This is a genomic window from Serratia sp. MF1(2023), assembly GCF_030954545.1.
GTDB lineage: Bacteria > Pseudomonadota > Gammaproteobacteria > Enterobacterales > Enterobacteriaceae > Serratia > Serratia sarumanii.
This window is the reverse complement of record NZ_JAVHUX010000022.1, coordinates 90504-111645: the sequence shown is the minus strand read 5'-3', so window position 1 is coordinate 111645 and position 21142 is coordinate 90504. Positions and strand designations below refer to the sequence as shown.

The window sequence follows — 21142 nt, the reverse complement described above, 5'->3', positions numbered from 1 at the left end:
CCGCTACCCGTTGTTGATCCGTCAGTTGCTCCTCTTGCGATCTTAAATGCAATTAATTATCATTATCATCTGAGCATTAACGGCAAGACGCGAGCGCCCCCTGCCGAGAGGCGTCAGGAGGCGGGTTTAGACCGGCTGAAAATGGAAGGCATTTCATGGCTGAAAAACTGCTGCACGCATTACCCTTGTTTACCGCCTGGGAAGCGCTGATCGCCGAGGGCAACACGGCATTCAATCAGCGGCGCGATCGCCTGGCGATGGCGCACTACCAGCAGGCGCTGGAGGCCGCTCAGGCGCTCGTCGCCGAGCGGCCCTGGCAAAACGCGGAATATACCGAACGGTTTGACGCACTGCATCTTTTCGAATCCGCCCTGGCCGCGCTGATCGTCACGTTCAACAACATCACCCATCTGCGCCTGCGGCAAAAGCCGCTTCGCGGCGTAGAACCCCACGTGCATCAGGCCCGGCTCGCCATCGAGCAACTGATGGACGACACCTCGCTGTGCGAACAGATGCAGCAGATCGCCGAACGGCACCTGCTGCGGTTCCGAATTGAAACGCTGCAGGCGCTGCGCGAGCACCGGCTGCCGGAAACCAGCGTCTGCGCGCCCGCGGCGAACCATTCCGCCACCGTGCATTAACAACGCCACCACGACCTGAGGGGTAATCTGCCAATGAATGAATTGAATGATGAGATGAAAAAGATGCTGGCCAAACAGCTGCCTGTGCAGGCGACCAGCAGCCCAAGCGGCATGCCCGATATCGGCCCCAAGCGCTCTTTGCGCCTGTATGACGACCGTACGCTGATTTACAACGAAAATACCGGCGGCCAGACGCTGCAAAATATCAGGGAAGGATCGAAAATGGCCGTCGTGGTTATCGATCGCGAGGCGCTGGACGGTTACCGCTTCGTCGGCACCCCGGAACTGTTCCTGGCGGGCAAGCCGTTTGACGATGCGCTGGCGTTTGCAGAAAAAAATGGAATAAAGCCGCCGAAATACGCAGTGCTGATTCATATAGACGGCATTTATACCCTACGCTCCGGCCCCAATGCCGGGACCCGGCTTTAAAGGCAGGCCGCTACGCGGCGCGGAATATCACGTTCATGGTTAGGCTATCGCGGCAAGTCAATTGCCTAACCATCAACGAGTGGCCGGGTTGATTCCCGGTCAGCTTTTAGGGGGAATGGTGACGGTCATGCGCTCACCCACCAGGGCGATCGCGATGCCTTCCGCGCACTCTTTCTGAATGGCCGCCAGCTGCTGCGCCTCCAGCTCATAGGGCAGCTGAATATCAAATACCGTCAGCCCCTGCTGCTGCGCCAGGTCAATCAGGCGCACAATGTTGGTTTCATCGCTGACCTGGGTTGACACCACCTGCAGCGCCAGCTCTTTCAACTGCTCTTTGCGCGTTTGTGACGTGGTCACGCGCGATTTCAACACCATGCCGAAGATCGGCATCACACCATAAATAGCATCAACAAAGCGCCAGTGCTTCCTGCACGATGCGGACAGAAAATCCATATAGTCGAAACAGATTTTCTCACTGCGCGCGATGGATGCAAGGTGATTGCTGTTCATCCCCTCATTCCTCTCATGGCCAGTGTTAACCCGTGGTCTTTCAAGCCGCCGCCGGGCGACAACCTGAAATGCATTGGGGATCTTACATCCAGAAATGGATAATCATGCGAAGCTTTAACGACTTTCCGCCGTATAATGGCATAATTCCCCTATTGTTTGCCAGTCTGTCCAGGAGCTTTAATCAATGGAACACCCCAACTCTGCCCCGGTGCTGATTACCGGGGGCGCGCGGCGCATCGGGCTGGCGCTCGCCAGAGCGTTTCTCCAGCGCGGCGTTCCCGTCATCATCGCCTATCGCAGCGAATATCCGGCGATGGCCGAGTTGAAAGCCTTGGGCGCCTGCTGCATTCAGGGCGACTTTTCCACGCACGAAGGCATCTACCGTTTCGCCGACCAGGTGCGGCAGGTGGCGCCCAAATTGCGCGCGGTGATCCACAACGCCAGCGCCTGGCAGGCAGAGTCGCCGCAGGTGCCGCCGGAACAGGTGATGGCGGCGATGCTGCAAATTCACGTCTATACGCCCTATTTGCTCAACCAACTGCTTGAAACCTGCCTGACCGGCCAGGGCCAGGCCGGCGCGGACATTATCCATCTCACCGACTACGTGGTGGAAAAAGGCAGCGACAAACATATCGCCTACGCCGCCAGCAAGGCCGCGCTGGATAATATGACCCGTTCGTTCGCACGCAAGCTGGCGCCGGAGGTCAAGGTCAACGCCATTGCGCCGGCGCTGATCATCTTCAATCCTGGCGACGACGAGGCTTATCGCCAGCAGGCGCTGGCGAAATCGCTGATGAAGGTCGCGCCGGGCGAGAGCGAAGTGGTCAACCTGGTGAACTACCTGCTGGAGAGCCGCTACGTCACCGGCCGCACCCACGGCGTCGACGGCGGCCGGCCGCTGCGCTGAGGCCAAGATCCGCATGGCGCATCGCCGCGGGCCGCGCTATGCTGAAATCCGCTTTTCTTATTAAAACACGGGCATATGCATAAAATTGTTTTTGTGGAAGACGATCCCGAAGTCGGCAAACTGATCGCCGCCTATCTGGGCAAACACGACATCGAGGTGCTGATCGAACCGCGCGGCGACAGCGCGCAGGCGCGCATCGCGCGCGAGCAACCCGATTTGGTGCTGCTGGACATCATGCTGCCCGGCAAAGACGGCATGACGCTGTGCCGCGATCTGCGCCCCACCTTCCCCGGCCCGATCGTACTGCTCACCTCGCTCGACAGCGACATGAACCATATCCTGTCGCTGGAGATGGGCGCCAACGACTATATCCTGAAAACCACGCCGCCGGCGGTGTTGCTGGCACGCCTGCGTTTGCACCTGCGCCAACACGGCCAACAGCCGAAAGAAGAGTCGGTTCAGCCGCTTACCCAGCACAACGCGCTGCATTTCGGGCTATTGTGCATCGATCCGGTCAACCGGCAGGTCACGCTGGGCGAGGAAACGATCACCCTGTCCACCTCGGATTTCGATTTGCTGTGGGAGCTGGCGACCCACGCCGGGCAGATCATGGATCGCGAGGCGCTGCTGCAAAACCTGCGCGGCGTGAGCTACGACGGTATGGACCGCAGCATCGACGTGGCGATCTCCCGCCTGCGCCGCAAACTGTACGACAACGCGCTGGAGCCGTTCCGCATCAAGACCGTGCGCAATAAAGGTTATCTGTTCGCCCCTAACGCCTGGGCATCGGTGCAACAATGAGGAAACTTTTCGTCCAGTTCTTCCTGTTGCTGTTCGTCTGTTTTCTGGTGATGGCGATGCTGGTCGGCCTGGTGTACAAGGTGACCGCCGAGCGCGCCGGCCGCCAGTCGATGGACGATCTGATGAAAAGTTCGCTGTACCTGATGCGCAGCGAGCTGCGCGAAATCCCGCTGAAGGACTGGAACAAGACCATCGCCACGCTGGATCTCAACCTGTCGTTCAAGCTGCATATCGAGCCGCTCGGCAAACAGGAGCTGAGCGAGGATCTGAAAAAACGGCTGCGGCTGGGGGAAATCATCGCCCTCGACGATCAGTACACCTTTATGCAGCGCATTCCGCGCAGCCACTATGTGTTGGTGGTCGGCCCCATTCCTTATCTGTTCTACCTGCATCAGATGCGCCTGCTGGATCTGGTGTTGCTGGTGTTTATCGGCATGTCGCTGGCGCTGCCGGTGTTTCTGTGGATGCGGCCGCACTGGCAAGACCTGCTCAAGCTGGAAAACGCCGCCCAGCGGCTCGGCGCCGGGCATCTGGATGAACGCACCCACTTCGATCCCACCTCCAGCCTGAGCCGGCTCGGCGTGGCGTTCAACCAGATGGCCGACAACGTCAATACCCTGATCGCCAGCAAGAAACAGCTGATCGACGGCATCGCCCACGAGCTGCGCACGCCGCTGGTGCGGCTGCGTTACCGGCTTGAAATGAGCGATAACCTGTCCGACAGCGAGCAGCAGGCGCTGAACCGCGATATCGGCCAGTTGGAGTCGCTGATCGACGAGCTGCTGACCTATGCCCGTCTGGACCGTCCGCAGGTTGCGTTAAACATTGAACCCATCGATCTGCCAAAGTGGCTCGAGGACAAGGTCGATGATATCCGCCTGATCCATCAGGATCGCGACATCCAGCTCGATATCCCGCACGTCGGCGACTTCGGCGGCGTCGATCTGCGCCTGATGGAGCGCGTGCTCGACAACCTGGTCAACAACGCGCTGCGCTATTCCGAACAGCGGCTGCGCGTTGGCCTGTGGTTTGACGGCGACCTCGCCTGCTTGCAGGTCGAGGATGACGGGCCGGGTATTCCGCCGGAAGAGCGCGAACGGGTGTTTGAACCTTTCGTCCGTCTCGATCCCAGCCGCGATCGCGCTACCGGCGGCTGCGGGCTGGGGCTGGCCATCGTCCATTCCATCGCCGTCGCCCACCAGGGACAGGTGTTCGTCGAAGGCAGTTCGCTCGGCGGCGCCAGCTTCCGTTTCTGCTGGCCGGTGAAGCCGACATTCAGTTTAAAAGCCGATCTGGCGTAATGCCGCCAGACCTTCTCATTGGAGCCGAATAATAATGACATCTGCACATTCCAACACGTCTGCTTACGATCACCTGCGCGCCCTGTTCAGCCGGCTGTCGCGTTTCGGCCACCTGTCCGCCATCGCCGGTTGGGACATGCAAACCATGATGCCGCCGGGCGGCAGCAAGGCGCGCTCCGAAGCGCTGGCCGAGCTGAGCGTGCTGCAGCACCAGATTTTAACGGCACAAAGCACCGGCGCGCTGTTGGATCGCGCGCAGCAAGAGACGCTGGACGAACTCGACCGCGCCAACCTGCGCGAAATGCGCCGCCAATATGAAGACGCCGTGCTGCTGCCGGCCGCGCTGGTCGAAGCCAAATCGCTCGCCGGCGCACGCTGCGAACACGCCTGGCGCGCCCAGCGCCCGGCCAACGACTGGGACGGCTTCGCCGACAACCTGCGCGAAGTGGTCAAGCTCAGCCGGGAAGAAGCGCAGATCCGCGCGCAGGCGGCCGGCACCAGCCGTTACGACGCCCTGCTAAACCTGTATGAACCGGGCATGCGCAGCAGCGATCTCGACCGCATCTTCGGCGATTTGAAAACCTGGCTACCGGATCTGCTGCAGCGCGTGGTGGCCAAACAGGCTAACGAGCCCTGCCAGGCGCCGCAGGGTCCGTTCAATGTAGACACCCAGCGCCAGCTTAGCCTCAGCGTGATGAAGCTGCTCGGTTTCAACTTCGACAACGGCCGCGTCGACGTCAGCGCCCACCCGTTCTGCGGCGGCGTGCCGGAAGATGTGCGCATCACCACGCGTTACAACGAGAAAGAGTTTTTGACCGCGCTGCTCGGCATCGTGCACGAAACCGGCCACGCCCGCTACGAGCAGAACCTGCCGCGCGATCTGCTCGGCCAGCCGGTCGCCCTGGCTCGTTCCACCGCTATCCATGAATCGCAAAGCCTGCTGTTCGAAATGCAGCTGGCGCGCGGCAATGAATTCCTGAAGATCTTGCGTCCGTTGGTCACCGCGCAGTTTGGCGAACAGCCGGCGCTGGAAGAGGCCAACTTTATTCGCCTCAACCAGCGCGTTAAACCGGGCCTGATCCGCGTCGACGCCGACGAGGTGAGCTATCCTGCCCACGTCATCCTGCGCTACGAAATTGAAAAAGCGCTGATCGAAGGCGATATCGAGGTGGAAGACATTCCGGCGCTGTGGAATGAGAAGATGCAGGCTTACCTCGGCCTCGACACCATCGGCAACTACCGCAACGGCTGCATGCAGGATATTCACTGGACCGACGGCGCCTTCGGCTACTTCCCGACGTACACCCTCGGCGCGATGTACGCCGCGCAGCTGTTCCACAGTGTGCGTCAGGCCCTGCCTTCGCTGAGCGAAGATATCGCCGCCGGCAACCTGCAGCCGCTGTTCCACTGGTTGCAGCACAATATTTGGCGCCACGGCAGCCGTTTCCCGACCGAAACGCTGATCGCCAACGCGACCGGCGAAGCGCTCAACCCGCGCTACTTCCGTCAGCATTTGGAAACCCGCTACCTGTAATCTCTCCTGGCGCGGCCCCGGCCGCGCCCTTTTCCCGCCTGCATGACCGGATAATGTTTCATAGCGCGCATTCCTTGCCGACAACGCCTTGGCCACAGAGTGGCGGCTGGCTACTCACCATAAGTATGTTGTAACTAAAATAGCAAAAAACGCCGGGCTTTCCGGCCTCTCATCCCAGCGCATGACGGGCGATCATCGCCGCCAGCTGCGGCCTCAATGGCGCGGGCAGGTCATGCCCCATACCCGGCATGATATGCAATTTGGCGTTGGCGACCGCACGGGCGATCGCAACCCCACCCGCCTTGCGCACCAGCCGATCGCGATCGCCGTGAATAACCAGCGTCGGCGCGGCTATGCGCCGGCTATAACGACGCAGATCGCCGCTGCCGAGCAACGCGGAAAGTTGCCGCTGCATGCCTTCCGGATCCACGCCCCGCTTCAGCAACCGCGTCACCAGCGTATCCAGCTCCGCCTCCTCCGGCGGATAAAATCGGGTGCCGAGCGCGCGCAGGAAGGTTTTCATCCCCTCGTGGCGCTGCTGCAGCGTCAAATCGGCCGCAGGCCGGCGCACCAACAGCCATAGCAGCGAAGGGGCCGGCGGCGGTAACAGCGGTTGATTGGTGCTGGAGAACAAGATGCATAACGAGGCGACGCGCTGCGGGTATTCGGCGGCCAGCACCTGGGCGATCATCCCCCCCATCGAAGCGCCCAGTACGTGAGCCTGCGGAATGCGTAAATGATCGAGCAGATGCGCCGCGTCCGCCGCCATGTCCGCCAGGGTATAAGGCACCGGCGTTTGCCAACCGAGCTGGGCGCGCAACATCAGCAGCCACAACGGCTGCGTACGTTGTGCCTGCGTTTTGCCGGAAAGGCCGACGTCTCGGTTGTCATAGCGGATCACCCGAAATCCCTTGGCCACCAGGGCGCGGCAGAAGTCGTCAGGCCACAGCAAAAGCTGTGCGCCGATCCCCATGATGAGCAGCAGCGGCGGGTGCGCCTCATCACCCCAGTCCTCATAGGCCAGCGGCACCTCGCCCTGTTCGGTCACGCCACAACGAATTGATATCTCGTTCATGTTAAATCCTTTTTACCGTGCCTGGCGGTCATTATAACAGCAATCCCACTCCCCACCGCCGCCCTGTACATTAGGTTACATGCCGAAACCAATCACTCACGGAAAGGCGGACGCCGTTTGCCTACTATCATTTCAACGGCCCCGCAGTGGGGTTGATACCCAAAAGCCATATTGAGGATTCTGCGATGAAAAAAGTATTAGCTCTGGTTGTTGCCGCTGCAATGGGTCTGTCTTCCGTAGCTTTCGCTGCCGAGGCTGCCACCACCGCACCTGCGGCTAGCGCAACCACCGCCACCGCTGCGCCGGCTAAAGCCCAGGTGAAACACCACGGCAAGAAAGCCCCGGTTCAGAAAGCTCAGGCGGCCAAAAAGCATCACAAAAAAGCCGGTGCGAAAGCCCCGGCCCAAAAAGCCCAGGCGGCTAAAAAACACCACAAGAAAGCCAGCCACAAAAAGGCGTAACAACGTGAGGGTCCCCTCACCGTTTCAGGCTTGACGTGTACAACACCCGGTTCGCCGGGTGTTTTTTTATCGGGGGTTCGCATTGATGCTGCGCCGCTACCTGTTCGAGATCGTTCTGACCGCCCTGATCCTTTGCGGACTGATCGCCGTCTTTTTTTACCTGTAGCCTGCCGCATCGCCGGCGGGAAATTATTGAAAAATCAATTATTGCCCATCCACACGGATGCTAAATCAGTCTATAGTTAGCATTCAGTGTGTTTATGGATGATCCGTATTTGTCAGGCAAGAGATCTATGCGCAAATCCGTTTTACTGTTGCTGTGCTCACTCCCGCTCATCGCTGCTCAGGCGGCACGCGCCGACGGCCCGTCCAAGGCCGAGCAAACGCGTCTGTTTTTCGGCAAAGATGAACGCATCAAGGTCACGGATACCACCGCCCAGCCCTGGCAGGCCATCGGCCAGGTCGAAACCGCCAGCGGCAATCTGTGTACCGCCACGCTGATCTCCCCACACCTGGCGTTGACTGCCGGCCACTGCGTGCTGGCGCCGCCGGGGCAACTGGATAAAGCCATCGCCCTGCGCTTCGTGGCGGGCGATAAATCCTGGCGGTATCAAACCGACAATATCGAAACTCTGGTCGACAGCAAGCTGGGCAAAAAGCTGAAGCCGGACGGCGATGGCTGGATCGTGCCGCCCGCCGCCGCCGCTTATGACTTTGCGCTGATCCGTCTGAAAGACAAAAAGCCGCTGCCGATCGCACCGTTGCCGCTGTGGCAAGGCGACAGCAAGGCGCTGACCCAGGCCCTGAAACAGGCCAAGCGGTTGATTACTCAGGCGGGTTACCCGGAGGATCATCTGGATGACCTCTACAGCCACCAAAACTGCAAGGTCACCGGCTGGGCCCAGCAAGGCGTACTGTCGCACCAGTGTGATACCCTGCCCGGCGACAGCGGCTCACCGCTGCTGTTGAAAACCGCCGACGGCTGGCAGTTGATCGCCATCCAAAGCTCGGCACCGGCGGCGAAAGATCGCTACCGCGCCGATAACCGCGCCCTGGCGGTGCCCGGCATCCGCGAAGCGCTGGACGCCCTGGCGGCAGGCAAATAGCCTTTATCTCCACAAGCGCTGGTTTCAGGCGATCTCCCTTAACCAGCGTTTAGTCCGAGAGAAAGAGGGTTTTAATGTTAAGAAACATGCCATTATCGCCTTGATTAAAACCCGACAGTTCTTTGTGTCATGCCAATGATTGAAAATATTGCCATGCTCTGGGGGAATAATCTGAGGCAATAATGACATATAAATAACTCTATCTCTTTGGTTCTAATAAAATGCTCAGAAATCTCATCGTGAAAACTCCTTATATTTCCCTTTACATAAAATCGATGCCGTATCAAATCAACTTATTTGGGTGTGAAATTGATATGTATATTCTTTTCCCTGGTAAAGGCCAAAAGCTCACCCAAACACTCTTCTCGGCCAATCCCAGACTGTTTTACACCACCAAATGGAGCACCAAGAAAATGTTTAGCCACATCATTTATCCACACAAACCCTGCCTCAACATCCTGAGCCAATTGATTCGCGTCTTGCAGGCTGTCAGTCCATATAGAACAAGTTAGCCCAAGATCCAACTGATTCACTTGTTGAATAAGACTTTTCTTGTCATCCCATTTTATAATGGACAACACGGGACCAAAAATTTCTTCCCGTGCAATATCCATATCCATGGTTACATCAGCAAATACAGTTGCTTCAAAAAAACAGCCGTTCTTTAGTGATTCATGTGCGGGCCTCGAGCCTCCGGCAATAAGCCGTGCCCCAGCGAGCTTTGCCTGCTCAACATAAGATTCCACGCGGCTTAATTGAGCCTGAGAAATCAATGCCCCCATGGTGGTTTCAGGGTCTGACGGTATGCCTGGTTTAAATCGAGTCACGCGCGATGCAACCTTTTCGATAACATCCTCATATATATCGCTATGAATGTATGCCCGGCTTGTTGAACCACATGATTGCCCGCACCACTCAAAATTCATACCACGTATCACAGCATCGGCAACTTGATCTGGATTAGTATCAGAGAAGGCAATGAGGGCATTTTTTCCACCTAACTCAAGCAGCACCGGTTTTATCGTTTCCGCGGCTGCACGCATTACCGCCCGCCCCGTAGGTATGCTTCCGACTACAGTGATCATTGAAACGCCTGGATGCTGCGAGAGTGCAGCGCCAACGGCCTTCCCTCCTGTCACCACATTGAAGACTCCTGGCGGCAACAGTTCGTGAAAGAGCTCAGCCAGTCTCAGCGCCGAGAGCGGACTTTGCTCTGAGGGTTTAATTATAACGGCATTTCCCGCCGCCAACGGCGCAGCTATTTTCCCCGCACACGTCAGGAGTGGGTGGTTGAAAGGAATTATTCGCGCAACAACACCATAGGGCTCCCGTGTCGAAAAATTAACGGTCCCGACTCCCATTGGGATTGAGCTTCCTTTCATCTCGGTGACAAGTCCCGCAAAGAAGTCCAGCAGTTCTGCCGCCGCAGCCACATCCCCATATAACATCTGCACAGGGTTTCCGCAGTCAATGGCATCAAGCAACGCCAGCTCGCGTAAATTGCTGCGGATTACAGCAGCCATTTTTCGAAGTGTTTTTGCTCTTTCGAGTGGCTTGACTTGACGCCACAGCTGAAATCCATTTCTGGCGGCGTCAATAACGGAAGATACATCGCGTTCGTCAGCTTCTGCAACTTTGCATAACTCCGTTCCGGTTCCTGGGCTATTCACTGCTCTGACTTCACCTCCGACGGGAGCATGCCAATTTCCGCCATAATACAGATTACGGGAAATGGGTAATACGCTCTGCCAAGAGGACGCTTGCGATTGCATACTATATTCATCTGCCATAATTAAGCTACTCCTATACAAATTTATCATTTAAATAATTCATCAAATATCACTGAGATTATGATGCCCTATCTTCTCCGATGAGAGGGTTAAATCTATCAGTAACCGTGGTTTGCCTTGCCTTGCTTTGCTTTCCGCCAACGAGCTCATCAAAAAGTTGGCAACTGACCATTTTTATAAAAAAGCCAGATAACATATCATTCCGCTTTCAAATACTGATGCGCGACTTCTTCAGAATAGGCGCCGCTGTGTGGAGCATAAGGCAAAAATGCCGTATTCCCATAATGCATCCAGAAAAACCCGCTGAGCTATCCATTGCCAATTATAAATATCAGTGTCGTTTACAAAATCAGTAAGACAACAAACACAAGAAATGAAATGTCTATGATTGTAAATATCACTATAAACCGGCCCACCGTCATCATCCCTCCTTGCACTGAGCTCAAACATATGTTCTCTGATAGCCGATGTATGCTATTGCACTGTCTCCGTGGTAGATTAATATACCCACTTGACTCACTCATGTTTATCTGTCGGCGGCTCTGGTAAAATATCTTTTCGCCATTAAGGGCGGTAATTCAGCTTCACCATCAGCACATTGAGCATAATTAATTCAACATCTCAGCCAGTTCTTCCGCACCTTTGTCAATTCCCACCTCGGCCGCGTTGAGCGAGCCGATACTTGCACCGATATTCATGGCATTCGGATACTGTCTGGCCACGTAGGCGTTGAGAAGGTTATGGTTAGAAGCATCATAAAGCTCCACAACGTAATTCACTGAGCCGTTGAATAATCCTTCCTCACCACGGATAGATTGCACAATATTGTAAGGCCCTCCCACCAGAGGGTCTAACTTAGTGATAGTGCCGATAAAAGACGTCGTCGTATCAGCACCTGTTAGCGTCAGTTTTAATCGGATAGTACCGGAAATTGGTGTGCTGACCTCCCGGAAGTGTGGACGCAAACTTTCGCTGAATTTGTTATACATATAATCCGCCAATAACTTGCGCTCTTCCGGTAAGAGATCGCCAAACTGGTGATCCCCCCCTTGATAAATAACGACCGGTTCGATAATGATATTGGTGTATTTACTCCAGTCCACTGGCGGGGCATAGCGGTAAGGAATACGGTTGGATTTATCATCAGTGTTAGGAGTGAGCAATGATGATGAATCAATGCTAGCATACCGTACCGGTGGTTTTGCCGAACATCCGGCCAAAATAACGGTAGGTACCGCAACAACCAAGAGAAAAGCGTTGATGTAATTAGACATTTAAGACTCCCGACCAGAGATATCATCGATACTGATTTTAACTGATTGTTTTTCCCCAGAAAAACAACCGAAATATGATGCTTAACAAGACTTTTTCTTTAGGTGGATGGTGGTGTATACAACCAAGAGCGATCACAAAAACACCAAAACAGTACCACCTGGTACACTTTTATCACAGTTTCATCGCGTGTCAAGAAAAAGCGTCTTGTCATGTAACCATTGCTTTAACGGTAAGGAATGCTAATGAAAGTACGTACTAAAGCACGCCGCGACGCTATCGTCGAAGAAGCGGCAGTGCTTTTTCAAGAAATGGGCTATGAACGAGCGTCAATGAATGAACTGGTCAAGCGGATTGGCGGATCGAAAGCGACTCTTTACCGTTATTTCCCTTCTAAAGAGGCGCTATTTGTCGCCGTTGTTCGTGAACATGCAACTCAGCACCTCACAGAAGCCGCTGAGGGACTGATGATTGATGCGCAAACTTTCACGCTGGAACAGACTTTGATGCGTTTTGCCGAGCGAAAGCTGCAGGTTGTTGCCAACGATAATAGCGCAATCGCCGTTTATCGGATGGTGGTTGCCGAGTCTGGTAATTCTGATATCGGCACTCTATTTTATGATGCAGGAATACGAGAAAGTGTAACAAAACTCTCGGAACTCATGGCGATAGCGATGGAGCGTAAGGAACTGCATTTGGCAGATCCGCACCTTAGAGCTTTACAATTTTTGTCGCTATTAACCGCAGAGGTTGATATGCGTGTGTACCAGCGCCAATTAACCCCGCTAAGTACACCGCAAATTCAGGAAATGGTTTGCCATGCAGTCCACATGTTTTTAAATGGAGCGGCATTCAGAGATAATGGCTGAAAAAAGGCCTCTGTACCTCAGGCATCCCTTATTTTTTCTTTCAACAATTCGTTTGAAATCACGCTGAATCATTAAATTCAGTGTAGTCACGCATCTGGTATTCGAGGTTTTCGAAACAGACTTTGAGACAAACATGCACCTGAAACATCCCCGTTCTCTCAGTAATGCAGCCTCCAGCGCACTCGAAGAGGGTTCGGCTCGCCTTTCATGCCATCGGAGCCGAGCCTGGACAGGCAAACGCCCCCTGGCAGAAATATGCCAGGGGAATGCCTCCACGGTGCCCCCTCTCGCCCGGCGGCCCAAAACCTTCTGCCCGGCCAGTTGTGCTGTCTGTCGTTCGACGCCGGCCGGCGCGCCCGAACTTAGCCCGAAAGCTGCTCGATAGTTTGCAGAATGCGCTTGTCGGAGATCGGGTACGGCGTGCCCAGCTGCTGCGCGAACAGGCTGACGCGCAGCTCTTCGATCATCCAGCGCACCGCTTTCACCTCTTCCTCCTGCTGCCGCTTTGGCGGCAGCTTATTCAGCCACTGCTGCCAGGCCTGCTGCACCTGCTCAACCCGCAGCATCTGCGCGCGATCGCGATGCGGATCGATGGCCAGTTTTTCCAATCGGCGTTCGATCGCCTGCAGGTAGCGCAGCGTGTCCGGCAGGCGTTTCCAGCCGTTGCCGGTGACGAAACCGCGGTAGACCAGGCCGCCAAGCTGGGTTTTGATGTCCGACAACGCCAGCGCCAACGACATGTCCACCCGGCCTTTCAGCCGTTTGTTGATGTTGAAGACCGCCGTCAGGATCTGCTCAACCTGCCTGGCCACCTCGACGACCGTGTCGTTCAGCTCGGCGCGGATCTGCTCCTGCAGGCGCGCAAAGCCTTCTTCTTGCCAGACCGGGCCGCCGTGTTCGGCGATCAGCTTGTCGATACCGCACGAAATGCAGTCGTCGATCAGCTCCAGCACCTTGCCGTACGGGTTGAAGTAGAGCCCCAGCTTGGCCTTGTTCGGCAGCTTTTCATGCAGGTATTTGATCGGCGAAGGAATATTCAACAACAGCAGGCGGCGCGTGCCCTGCCACATCGCCTGTTGCTGCTCGCTTTCGCTGTCGAACAGGCGGATCGCCACGCTGTCCTTTTCATCCACCAACGCCGGGTAAGCCTTCATCGAATAGCCGCCGCGCTTCTGCTCGTAAAACGCCGGCAGTTGGCCAAAGCTCCAGACATGCAGATTGCTCTGCTCCAGCCCATCGTCGGCCACCGCCGACAGCGTCTCCTGCACCTTCTCTTTCAGCTGCAGGCGCAACGCGGCCAGGTCTTTGCCTTCGCGCAGCGTCTGATTTTTCTCGCCCACCACGCGGAAGGTCATCTTCAGGTGATCGGGTACCTGATCCCACTGCCAGTCATCACGTGACACGGTCACGCCAGTCATGCGCCGCAGCTCGCGCTCCAGCGCGTCCAGCAGCGGCAATTCCAGCGCAGTGACGCGGCCAAGGAACGCCTCGGCGTAGTTCGGCGCCGGCACGAAGTTGCGGCGCACCGGTTTCGGCAACGATTTGATCAGCGCAATCACCAGCTCGCGGCGGATGCCGGGGATCTGCCATTCGAAGCCCTGCTCCTCCACCTGGTTGAGGATCGGCAGCGGAATGTGCACCGTCACGCCGTCGGCGTCGGTGCCCGGTTCAAACTGGTAGCTCAGCCGCAGCTTGAGGTTGCCCTGATGCCAAAAGTTCGGGTAATCGAGCGCGCTGATCTTGTTGGCGCCGTCCTTGATCAGCATCTCTTTTTCGAAGTTCAGCAGATCCGGCTGCTGTTTGGCCGCGCTCTTCCACCAGCTGTCGAAATGACGGCCGGAAACCACGTCGTTGGGGATGCGGCGATCGTAGAAGCCGAACAGCGTTTCGTCATCCACCAGAATGTCGCGGCGGCGTGATTTATGCTCCAGCTCCTCCACTTCGGCGCGCAGCTTTTGGTTTTCGCGGAAGAAGGCGTGGCGCGTCTGCCAGTCGCCCTCCACCAGCGCATGGCGGATAAACAGCTCGCGGCACAGCAGCGGATCGATGGAGCCGTAGTTGACCTGGCGCGCCGCGACGATCGGCAGGCCGAACAGCGTGACCTTTTCGCTGGCCATCACCGCCCCCTGCGACTTCGACCAGTGCGGTTCGCTGTAGCTGTGTTTCACCAGGTGCTGAGCCAGCGGCTCGATCCATTCCGGTTCGATGCGCGCGGCGATGCGCCCCCACAGGCGGCTGGTTTCCACCAGCTCGGCCACCATGGTCCACTTCGGCGGCTTCTTGAACAGGCCGGAGCCGGGGAAGATGGAGAAGCGGGCGTTGCGCGCGCCAGTGTATTCCTGCTTGTCCGCATCCTTCTGGCCCATGTGCGACAGCAGGCCGGTCAGCAGCGCGGTGTGCACGCTGCGGTAGTCGGAAGGCGTGCTGTTGATCGGCAGCCCCAGCTCTTTCACCACCTGGCGCAGCTGGGTGTAGATATCCTGCCACTCGCGCACCCGCAGGTAGTTGAGGAAATCGTTGCGGCATAGCCGGCGGAACTGGCTGGAGGAGTTCGCCTTTTGCTGCTCCTGCAGATAATCCCACAGGTTGACGAACGCCAGGAAGTCCGAGTCCTTGTCGGCGAAGCGGCGGTGTTTTTCATCCGAGGCCTGCTGCTTGTCCATCGGGCGCTCACGCGGATCCTGAATCGACAGCGCGGCGGTGATGATCATCACCTCGCGCACGCTGCCGCTCTTCTGCGCTTCCAGCACCATGCGCGCCAGACGCGGGTCGATCGGCAACTGCGCCAGCTGGCGGCCCTGCGGCGTCAGCTGATAGTGGCCGTTGTCGGCGGTGGCGATCGCCCCCAGCTCTTCCAGCAGGCGCACGCCATCCTGAATGTTGCGCTTGTCCGGCGCCTCGACGAACGGAAACGCGGCGATGTCGCCCAGCCCCAACGAGGTCATCTGCAGAATGACCGACGCCAGGTTGGTGCGCAGAATTTCCGGATCGGTAAACGCCGGCCGCGACAGGAAATCCTGCTCGGAGTACAGGCGGATGCACACTCCTTCCGATACGCGGCCGCAGCGCCCTTTACGCTGGTTGGCAGAAGCCTGCGACACCGGTTCGATCGGCAGGCGCTGCACCTTGGTGCGGAAGCTGTAGCGGCTGATGCGCGCGGTGCCCGGATCGATGACGTACTTGATGCCCGGCACCGTCAGCGAGGTTTCCGCCACGTTGGTGGCCAGCACGATGCGGCGGCCGTGGTGCGACTGGAACACCCGGTTCTGCTCGCTGTTCGACAGGCGTGCATACAGCGGCAGCACCTCGGTGTGCGGCAGATTGAGGCGGTTCAGGGCGTCGGCGGTATCGCGGATCTCGCGCTCGCCGCTCATGAAGATCAGAATGTCGCCCGGCCCTTCGCGGCCAAGCTCGTCCACCGCATCGAAAATCGCCTGCAGCTGGTCGCGATCGGTATCGTCGCCGTCGTCGACCACCGGACGGTAGCGCACCTCCACCGGGTAGGTGCGGCCGGAAACCTCGATGATTGGCGCATTGTTGAAATGGCGCGAGAAGCGCTGCGGATCGATGGTCGCCGAGGTGATGATCACCTTGAGATCCGGGCGCTTCGGCAGCAGTTCGCGCAGGTAGCCAAGAATAAAGTCGATGTTGAGGCTGCGCTCGTGCGCTTCATCGATGATCAGCGTGTCGTACTGCATCAGCAGGCGATCCTGCTGAATTTCCGCCAGCAAGATACCGTCGGTCATCAGCTTGACCAGGGTATTTTCTCCTACCTGATCGTTGAAGCGCACCTTGTAGCCGACGCTGCCGCCGAGCGGGGTTTCCAGCTCGTCGGCGATGCGGTTGGCGACGGTGCGGGCCGCCAGGCGGCGCGGCTGGGTATGGCCGATCAGCCCTTTCACCCCGCGCCCCAGTTCCAGGCAGATCTTCGGCAGCTGGGTGGTTTTCCCCGAGCCGGTCTCCCCGGCGACAATCACCACCTGGTGATCGCGGACGGCGTTTAATATGTCCTGTTTTTTTTGGCTGACCGGCAGGCTTTCCGGATAGGTAATGCGCGGGCAAGACGCGGCGCGCGCCTGCACTTTTTGCCGCGCCGCCGCGATGTCGCTTTCTACTTCGGCGGCCACCGCCAGCTGGGCATCGGGATTTTTGATTTTTCGTGCGCCCTGCAGGCGACGACGCAGACGTTGTTGATCGCGGAGCATCAGCTCACCCAGTTGGGCCGGCAGTGCCTCGAGCGGAGATTTCACGTTCGGTGTTCCTTGTTTCTTCGCCGCCAAGGCCAGGCTTGGCAACGGTTTGATGTTTTTTTAGCGATTTTTTTGCTTTAGCCGCACAGCCTATCACAAACGGCTTTCTCCCCCTACTTCCGCGAGTAAAGCCTCGCCATGTCATTCAATAAAATCGAACGAAGATCTCGAAATATTGCGCTATCACTGTTGGAGGAATGTGAATAGCATGTACTCCATGCAAGGGACGCTGAGTCCTGATGTCACTGTCACAACGTAAGGAATTATCGATGAGCAACGTATTGGTTCTGAAATCAAGCATCCTGGCGACCTACTCTCAGTCTAACCAACTGGCCGATTTCTTCGTAGAGCAATGGAGCAACGCCCACAGCGGCGACACCATCACCGTGCGCGATCTGGCCGCACAGCCCATCCCGGTGCTGGACGGTGAACTGGTCGGCGCGCTGCGTCCTTCCGATGCTCCGTTGACCCCGCGTCAACAAGAAGCGCTGGCCCTGTCGGACGAGCTGATCGCTGAGCTGCAGGCCAATGACGTCATCGTGATTGCCGCGCCGATGTACAACTTCAACATCCCGACCCAGCTGAAAAACTATTTCGACCTGGTTGCCCGCGCCGGCGTGACCTTCCGTTACACCGAAAACGGTCCGGAAGGCCTGGTGAAAAACAAACGCGCGGTGATCCTGACCAGCCGCGGCGGCATTCATAAAGGCACCCCGACCGACCTGGTGGAACCTTACCTGCGTCTGTTCCTGGGCTTCATCGGCATTACCGACGTGGAGTTCGTCTTCGCGGAAGGCATCGCCTACGGCCCGGAAGTGGCGACCAAAGCACAGGAAGACGCCAAGGCGGCCCTGTCTCAGGTGGTGTCTGCCTAAGATCCTGCGCAGGGGGCGCCGTGCCCCTGCCGGACAAGAAGCAAGTCCTGTCAAACCTGCACTACCCTCATAATAATCATCTATCCGTATCTCTTGGCGCGCCAGACGGCGCGCTTTTTTTTATTTCTTCAGCCACTGGCCGTTGATGCCGCGCACATACTCGCCGCTCTGCGCCCGCGTCACCAGCTTCTGCCCGGCCATGCGCGCCACTTCGTCGACGGCGATATGGTTGCCGTCCGCCACTTCCTGATACTTCTCGGCGCGGCCGGCGTTGATGCGCTTCACCAGCGCCAGCGTTTCCGCGTCCTGCTTCACCGGGGCGATATAGCCGCTCAGGGTTTCGCCCACCCGCCCTTGCTGCTTCGCCTCATCCAGCGTCAACGCCATCGCCACGCCGCTGAACAACCAGGCGGCGCCGGCCAGCCACAAATAACGTTTTTTCATGTCGGCTCCTAGAACAGACCGCTTTGGGTTTTCAGCAGGTTTTCGACGTCCTTATCCACCTTGATATGAATTTCATGCTCGATCTTGACGTTCATATTGATGGTGATCGGATCCTTCGGCGTCGCCACCTCGATGCGCGGCACGCAGCCGCTCAGCAGCGAAACGCACAGCAGCGCTGCCAGCGTCGACACACTCATGATTTTCATTGTTGCTCCCCAGGTTGTGAGAGGGCCTGCTCCAGCCACTCCTGTAAATTGTCGCCGAAGCGCAAACTGCGCCACAGCTGAAACACGTTTTCCTGATGCCGATAGTTCAGGATCACCTCGCGCTTGGCGTTCTTCTGCGGGTTGATGCCGTCGATACGCGCGCTCAGCGTCAGTTCGCCCAGGTTGTCGAGATCGACCCGGGCGTGCGAACGGTTGATTTCCATGTAGCGCAGCCAGTCGATCGCCGCGCCGGTCGCCAGGTTGTTGCTGCCGATGGCGTCGGCCATGTCTTTGTCCAGCCGCAGCGTCAACGTGCCGGCGTTGGCGATCCAGCCGTTCTGCACCAGCCATTTCGGGTGGTTCAGGAACAGCGGCAGCTCACCGTCGACCCGGCCGGACATGGCGAACTGCTTCGGCTTCAGGGCGGTAAACAGCGCGCTGAGATCGACCTTGTCCAGCTTCAGCACCGCGGCGTCATGCTGCGGCAACCGCAGCGCCGACAGGCTGATATGCCCGTTGAGCATGTCCACGCCGACGTTGCTCAACGTCAGCGGCTGCCCTTCGCTATAAGGATAGGTGCCCTGCAGATCGGCGGAAATGTTCTGCATCTCGAACAGGTTGCTGAAAGACTTGATGCGCAGCGACACCGGCTGTTTGGCCCCCAGCAGCCACTGATGCTGCTTGAACCGGTACGAAAGGATAAAGTCCAGGCCGCTCATTTCGCCGTCTTTCAGCCACATGCCGCCGTTTTTCACCACCCAGTGGCCGCCGGCTTCGAAGCCCTGCTCGCGAGCGGCGGAAAACGCCGACTGCGCATAAAACTCGCCATCGCGCAGCGTGAGATTGAGATCCGGCGCGAGCAGCGGCTGGAAGACCTTCAGCGACTGTTTCGGCCACCAGGCTTCACCGCGCAGGCGTTCGCCGTCCCAACGGCCGCGCAGCGCGATCGGCCCGATCTGCTGTGCCTGCAGTTTGCCCTGCAGCTGGAAACTGTCCGGCGAAAGGCCGTTCACCTGCAGCGCCAGCACCGGCGCCGGCAGATGGCCGCCGTCGCTGAAGCTGACCTTATCCGCCGCCAGTTGCAGCTCGCCGTTGAACTGCGGGCTTTGTTCATCACGCCGCCAGCGCAGCGGCCGGTTGAGGCTCAGGCGCGGCGCGGCGACCGTCACCAAACCATACTTCAATTTATCGAAACCGGTGGAGAGCTTGTCGAGCACCAGCTCGCTGTCCTGCCAGCGCCCGCTGCCGGCGACGTCCCAGGCGGCCTGCAGCGGCGGCAACCGGCCGTTGCCCCAGTAACGCCACTGCCAGTCGCCCTTGTCCGGCCAGAAATCCTGCGCCTGGCCGTCCAGGTGCAGCTTGAAGCGCCCCCAATAGCTATCGCTGGCGTTCAGAATCGCCTGCAGGCGGCCGGTGATACCGGCGGCAGTCACCTTCACGCCCGCCAGCGGCAAACGCGCCTCTTCCAGCGTCATTTCCGGCGTCACCTTGCCCCACAGGCGCAACAGCGACCCCGGCTGCAGCACCAGCGTCGGGTTGAGAATGCTGCCGCCGATCACGCCCGGAATCGACGCGGTGGCGGAGAAGTCGGCCAGATTGGCCTGACCGGTCAATTGGAAGCGCAGATCGCTGTCGGTCAACCCTACCTTGCCCGGCCCGAGGGTGAGCACCGCATTGCCCTTGCCGTTGTGGCCGGCGGTGATCACGTTCAGCCGCGCGCTGATCTCCGTTTCATCCCACCCTTTGCTCCAGTCGTGCAGCGCAACGCTCAGGCCGCCGTTCAACGGTTGCCCGCTGTACGGCCAACGCCACTCGCCCTGCCTGATGCTGACCCGCTGCGGCGCGACTTCCCACGGCAGCACCGCCAGCGGCCGATCGTCGCCTTTTTCGCTTACCGTCAACACGCCCTGCCGCTGTTGCCAGCGCATGTCCAGCAATACCGGTTTTTCCAGATAGGCGGTCTGCATTTCCCCCTGCAGCGCGCCCTGCGTCGGCAGGCTGGCCAGATCCAGCGGAATGGTTATCTTGCCGGCGAGACGCAGCGGTTGCGCGCTGTTGGGCGGGACGACGGTCAGGCTCTGCAACGTCAGCTGCTGTTTTTCATCCAGCTGCGCCTCGGCGCTGAGATTCGGCCCCTGATAATGCAGGCGTTGCCCGTCAGGGCCGGAGGAAAGCTGCAGCTTGCCGGCATAGCGCTGCCAGGGAACCAGCGTCAGGTCATTAATGGTGAGGTCCAGCGGCGGCAGCTGTTGCTGCAGCTGATCGAGCGCCAGCGGCGCGCTGTTGGCATCGCCGCCCGGCAGTTTTGACAAACAGGCGCTATCGACGCTGACCTTATCGCTCGACAGCTGCCAGCGGCCCTGGCGGTAAGCCAACCGCGTCGGCCCGACGTTGGCCAGCAGGCAATCTTGCGCGGTGAAACGCGCCCCCGCCAGCGCCAGGCCGCCCTGGCGCCAGTGCAATTTGCCCTGCAACTCCAGGCGGCTTCCCGCCGGCAACCAATGCGATAACACGCCCGGCAGCCAGCGCGGCAAAGTTTGCCACAACGCCAGCACCAGAATTGCGCAGCCCGCCACCGTCCCTATGAATACTTTTAATCGCCTGGTCATTAAATGGTTGCTTCGTTCCTGAGTTAGGCATTGGTTAAGTCTATGCCTGAATTGACAATAAT

Annotated in this window: 18 protein-coding genes; 10 read left to right on the top strand and 8 right to left on the bottom strand. The window is 58.2% G+C overall.

Annotated features, from left to right (window positions below; translation table 11 throughout):
• Window positions 1–155 precede the first annotated feature (155 nt).
• Both REA38_RS13605 and REA38_RS13600 read left to right on the top strand, forming a co-directional pair.
• A complete protein-coding gene (locus REA38_RS13605; protein WP_033634651.1) occupies window positions 156–641 on the top strand; it encodes a hypothetical protein in 486 nt (161 codons plus the stop codon).
• A 33-nt stretch (window positions 642–674) separates the two neighbouring features.
• Entirely contained in the window at window positions 675–1070 is a 396-nt protein-coding gene (locus REA38_RS13600) for a pyridoxamine 5'-phosphate oxidase family protein (protein WP_033653069.1), read from the top strand.
• Between the two features lie 99 nt (window positions 1071–1169).
• On the opposite strand, the gene REA38_RS13595 is transcribed toward REA38_RS13600, so the two are convergent.
• Window positions 1170–1580 (bottom strand): hypothetical protein, encoded by a 411-nt coding sequence (locus REA38_RS13595; RefSeq protein ID WP_033648426.1) that lies wholly within the window; start codon window positions 1578–1580, stop codon window positions 1170–1172.
• A 184-nt stretch (window positions 1581–1764) separates the two neighbouring features.
• On the opposite strand from REA38_RS13595, the gene folM reads away from it, so the two are divergent.
• From folM to REA38_RS13575, 4 genes are all read left to right on the top strand, one after another.
• A complete protein-coding gene (gene folM / locus REA38_RS13590; protein ID WP_033634654.1) occupies window positions 1765–2487 on the top strand; it encodes a dihydromonapterin reductase in 723 nt (240 codons plus the stop codon).
• 75 nt (window positions 2488–2562) lie between these two features.
• Complete coding sequence (gene rstA, locus REA38_RS13585) at window positions 2563–3288, top strand: two-component system response regulator RstA (RefSeq protein WP_047567293.1); 726 nt, start codon at window positions 2563–2565, stop codon at window positions 3286–3288.
• A complete protein-coding gene (gene rstB / locus REA38_RS13580) occupies window positions 3285–4589 on the top strand; it encodes a two-component system sensor histidine kinase RstB (RefSeq protein WP_033648428.1) in 1305 nt (434 codons plus the stop codon). Before rstA ends, rstB begins: the two co-directional genes overlap by 4 nt.
• A 34-nt stretch (window positions 4590–4623) precedes the next feature.
• Complete coding sequence (locus REA38_RS13575) at window positions 4624–6123, top strand: carboxypeptidase M32 (protein ID WP_033648429.1); 1500 nt, start codon at window positions 4624–4626, stop codon at window positions 6121–6123.
• Window positions 6124–6292: 169 nt separating this feature from the next.
• Here the strand turns inward: REA38_RS13575 and REA38_RS13570 are convergent, their stop codons facing one another.
• Window positions 6293–7198 carry an alpha/beta fold hydrolase gene (locus REA38_RS13570; RefSeq protein ID WP_033648430.1) on the bottom strand — a complete coding sequence of 302 codons (906 nt, stop codon included), beginning with the start codon at window positions 7196–7198 and terminating at the stop codon, window positions 6293–6295.
• A 185-nt stretch (window positions 7199–7383) separates the two neighbouring features.
• Between REA38_RS13570 and asr the strand changes: the two genes are divergently transcribed.
• Together asr and REA38_RS13560 are read left to right on the top strand one after the other, a co-directional pair.
• Complete coding sequence (gene asr / locus REA38_RS13565) at window positions 7384–7659, top strand: acid resistance repetitive basic protein Asr (RefSeq protein ID WP_033648431.1); 276 nt, start codon at window positions 7384–7386, stop codon at window positions 7657–7659.
• A gap of 293 nt (window positions 7660–7952) precedes the next feature.
• Window positions 7953–8765: a serine protease gene (locus REA38_RS13560; protein ID WP_033634660.1), complete on the top strand. Its 813-nt coding sequence runs from the start codon at window positions 7953–7955 to the stop codon at window positions 8763–8765.
• 293 nt (window positions 8766–9058) lie between these two features.
• Here REA38_RS13560 and REA38_RS13555 read toward each other — a convergent pair whose 3' ends face one another.
• Window positions 9059–10555 (bottom strand): aldehyde dehydrogenase family protein, encoded by a 1497-nt coding sequence (locus REA38_RS13555; protein WP_200761765.1) that lies wholly within the window; start codon window positions 10553–10555, stop codon window positions 9059–9061.
• Window positions 10556–11163: 608 nt separating this feature from the next.
• The gene (locus REA38_RS13550) at window positions 11164–11829 is read right to left on the bottom strand and encodes a DUF3313 domain-containing protein (protein ID WP_060420917.1); all 666 of its coding nucleotides are present in this window, start codon (window positions 11827–11829) and stop codon (window positions 11164–11166) included.
• Window positions 11830–12072: 243 nt separating this feature from the next.
• Between REA38_RS13550 and REA38_RS13545 the strand changes: the two genes are divergently transcribed.
• Window positions 12073–12696: a TetR/AcrR family transcriptional regulator gene (locus REA38_RS13545; protein WP_308333351.1), complete on the top strand. Its 624-nt coding sequence runs from the start codon at window positions 12073–12075 to the stop codon at window positions 12694–12696.
• 362 nt (window positions 12697–13058) lie between these two features.
• Here REA38_RS13545 and hrpA read toward each other — a convergent pair whose 3' ends face one another.
• Window positions 13059–16946: an ATP-dependent RNA helicase HrpA gene (gene hrpA, locus REA38_RS13540; RefSeq protein WP_308886041.1), complete on the bottom strand. Its 3888-nt coding sequence runs from the start codon at window positions 16944–16946 to the stop codon at window positions 13059–13061.
• 269 nt (window positions 16947–17215) lie between these two features.
• On the opposite strand from hrpA, the gene azoR reads away from it, so the two are divergent.
• A complete protein-coding gene (azoR, locus tag REA38_RS13535; protein WP_033634661.1) occupies window positions 17216–17821 on the top strand; it encodes an FMN-dependent NADH-azoreductase in 606 nt (201 codons plus the stop codon).
• Between the two features lie 120 nt (window positions 17822–17941).
• Here azoR and REA38_RS13530 read toward each other — a convergent pair whose 3' ends face one another.
• Genes REA38_RS13530 through REA38_RS13520 form a run of 3 tightly spaced genes read right to left on the bottom strand, consistent with a single transcriptional unit; the run spans window position 17942 to window position 21080 of the window.
• Window positions 17942–18265, bottom strand: a complete 324-nt coding sequence (locus REA38_RS13530; protein WP_033634662.1) for a YdbL family protein — start codon at window positions 18263–18265, stop codon at window positions 17942–17944.
• A gap of 8 nt (window positions 18266–18273) precedes the next feature.
• Window positions 18274–18471, bottom strand: a complete 198-nt coding sequence (locus tag REA38_RS13525) for a YnbE family lipoprotein (RefSeq protein WP_041035256.1) — start codon at window positions 18469–18471, stop codon at window positions 18274–18276.
• Entirely contained in the window at window positions 18468–21080 is a 2613-nt protein-coding gene (locus tag REA38_RS13520; RefSeq protein ID WP_161726497.1) for a YdbH family protein, read from the bottom strand. Before REA38_RS13520 ends, REA38_RS13525 begins: the two co-directional genes overlap by 4 nt.
• Window positions 21081–21142: the final 62 nt, after the last annotated feature.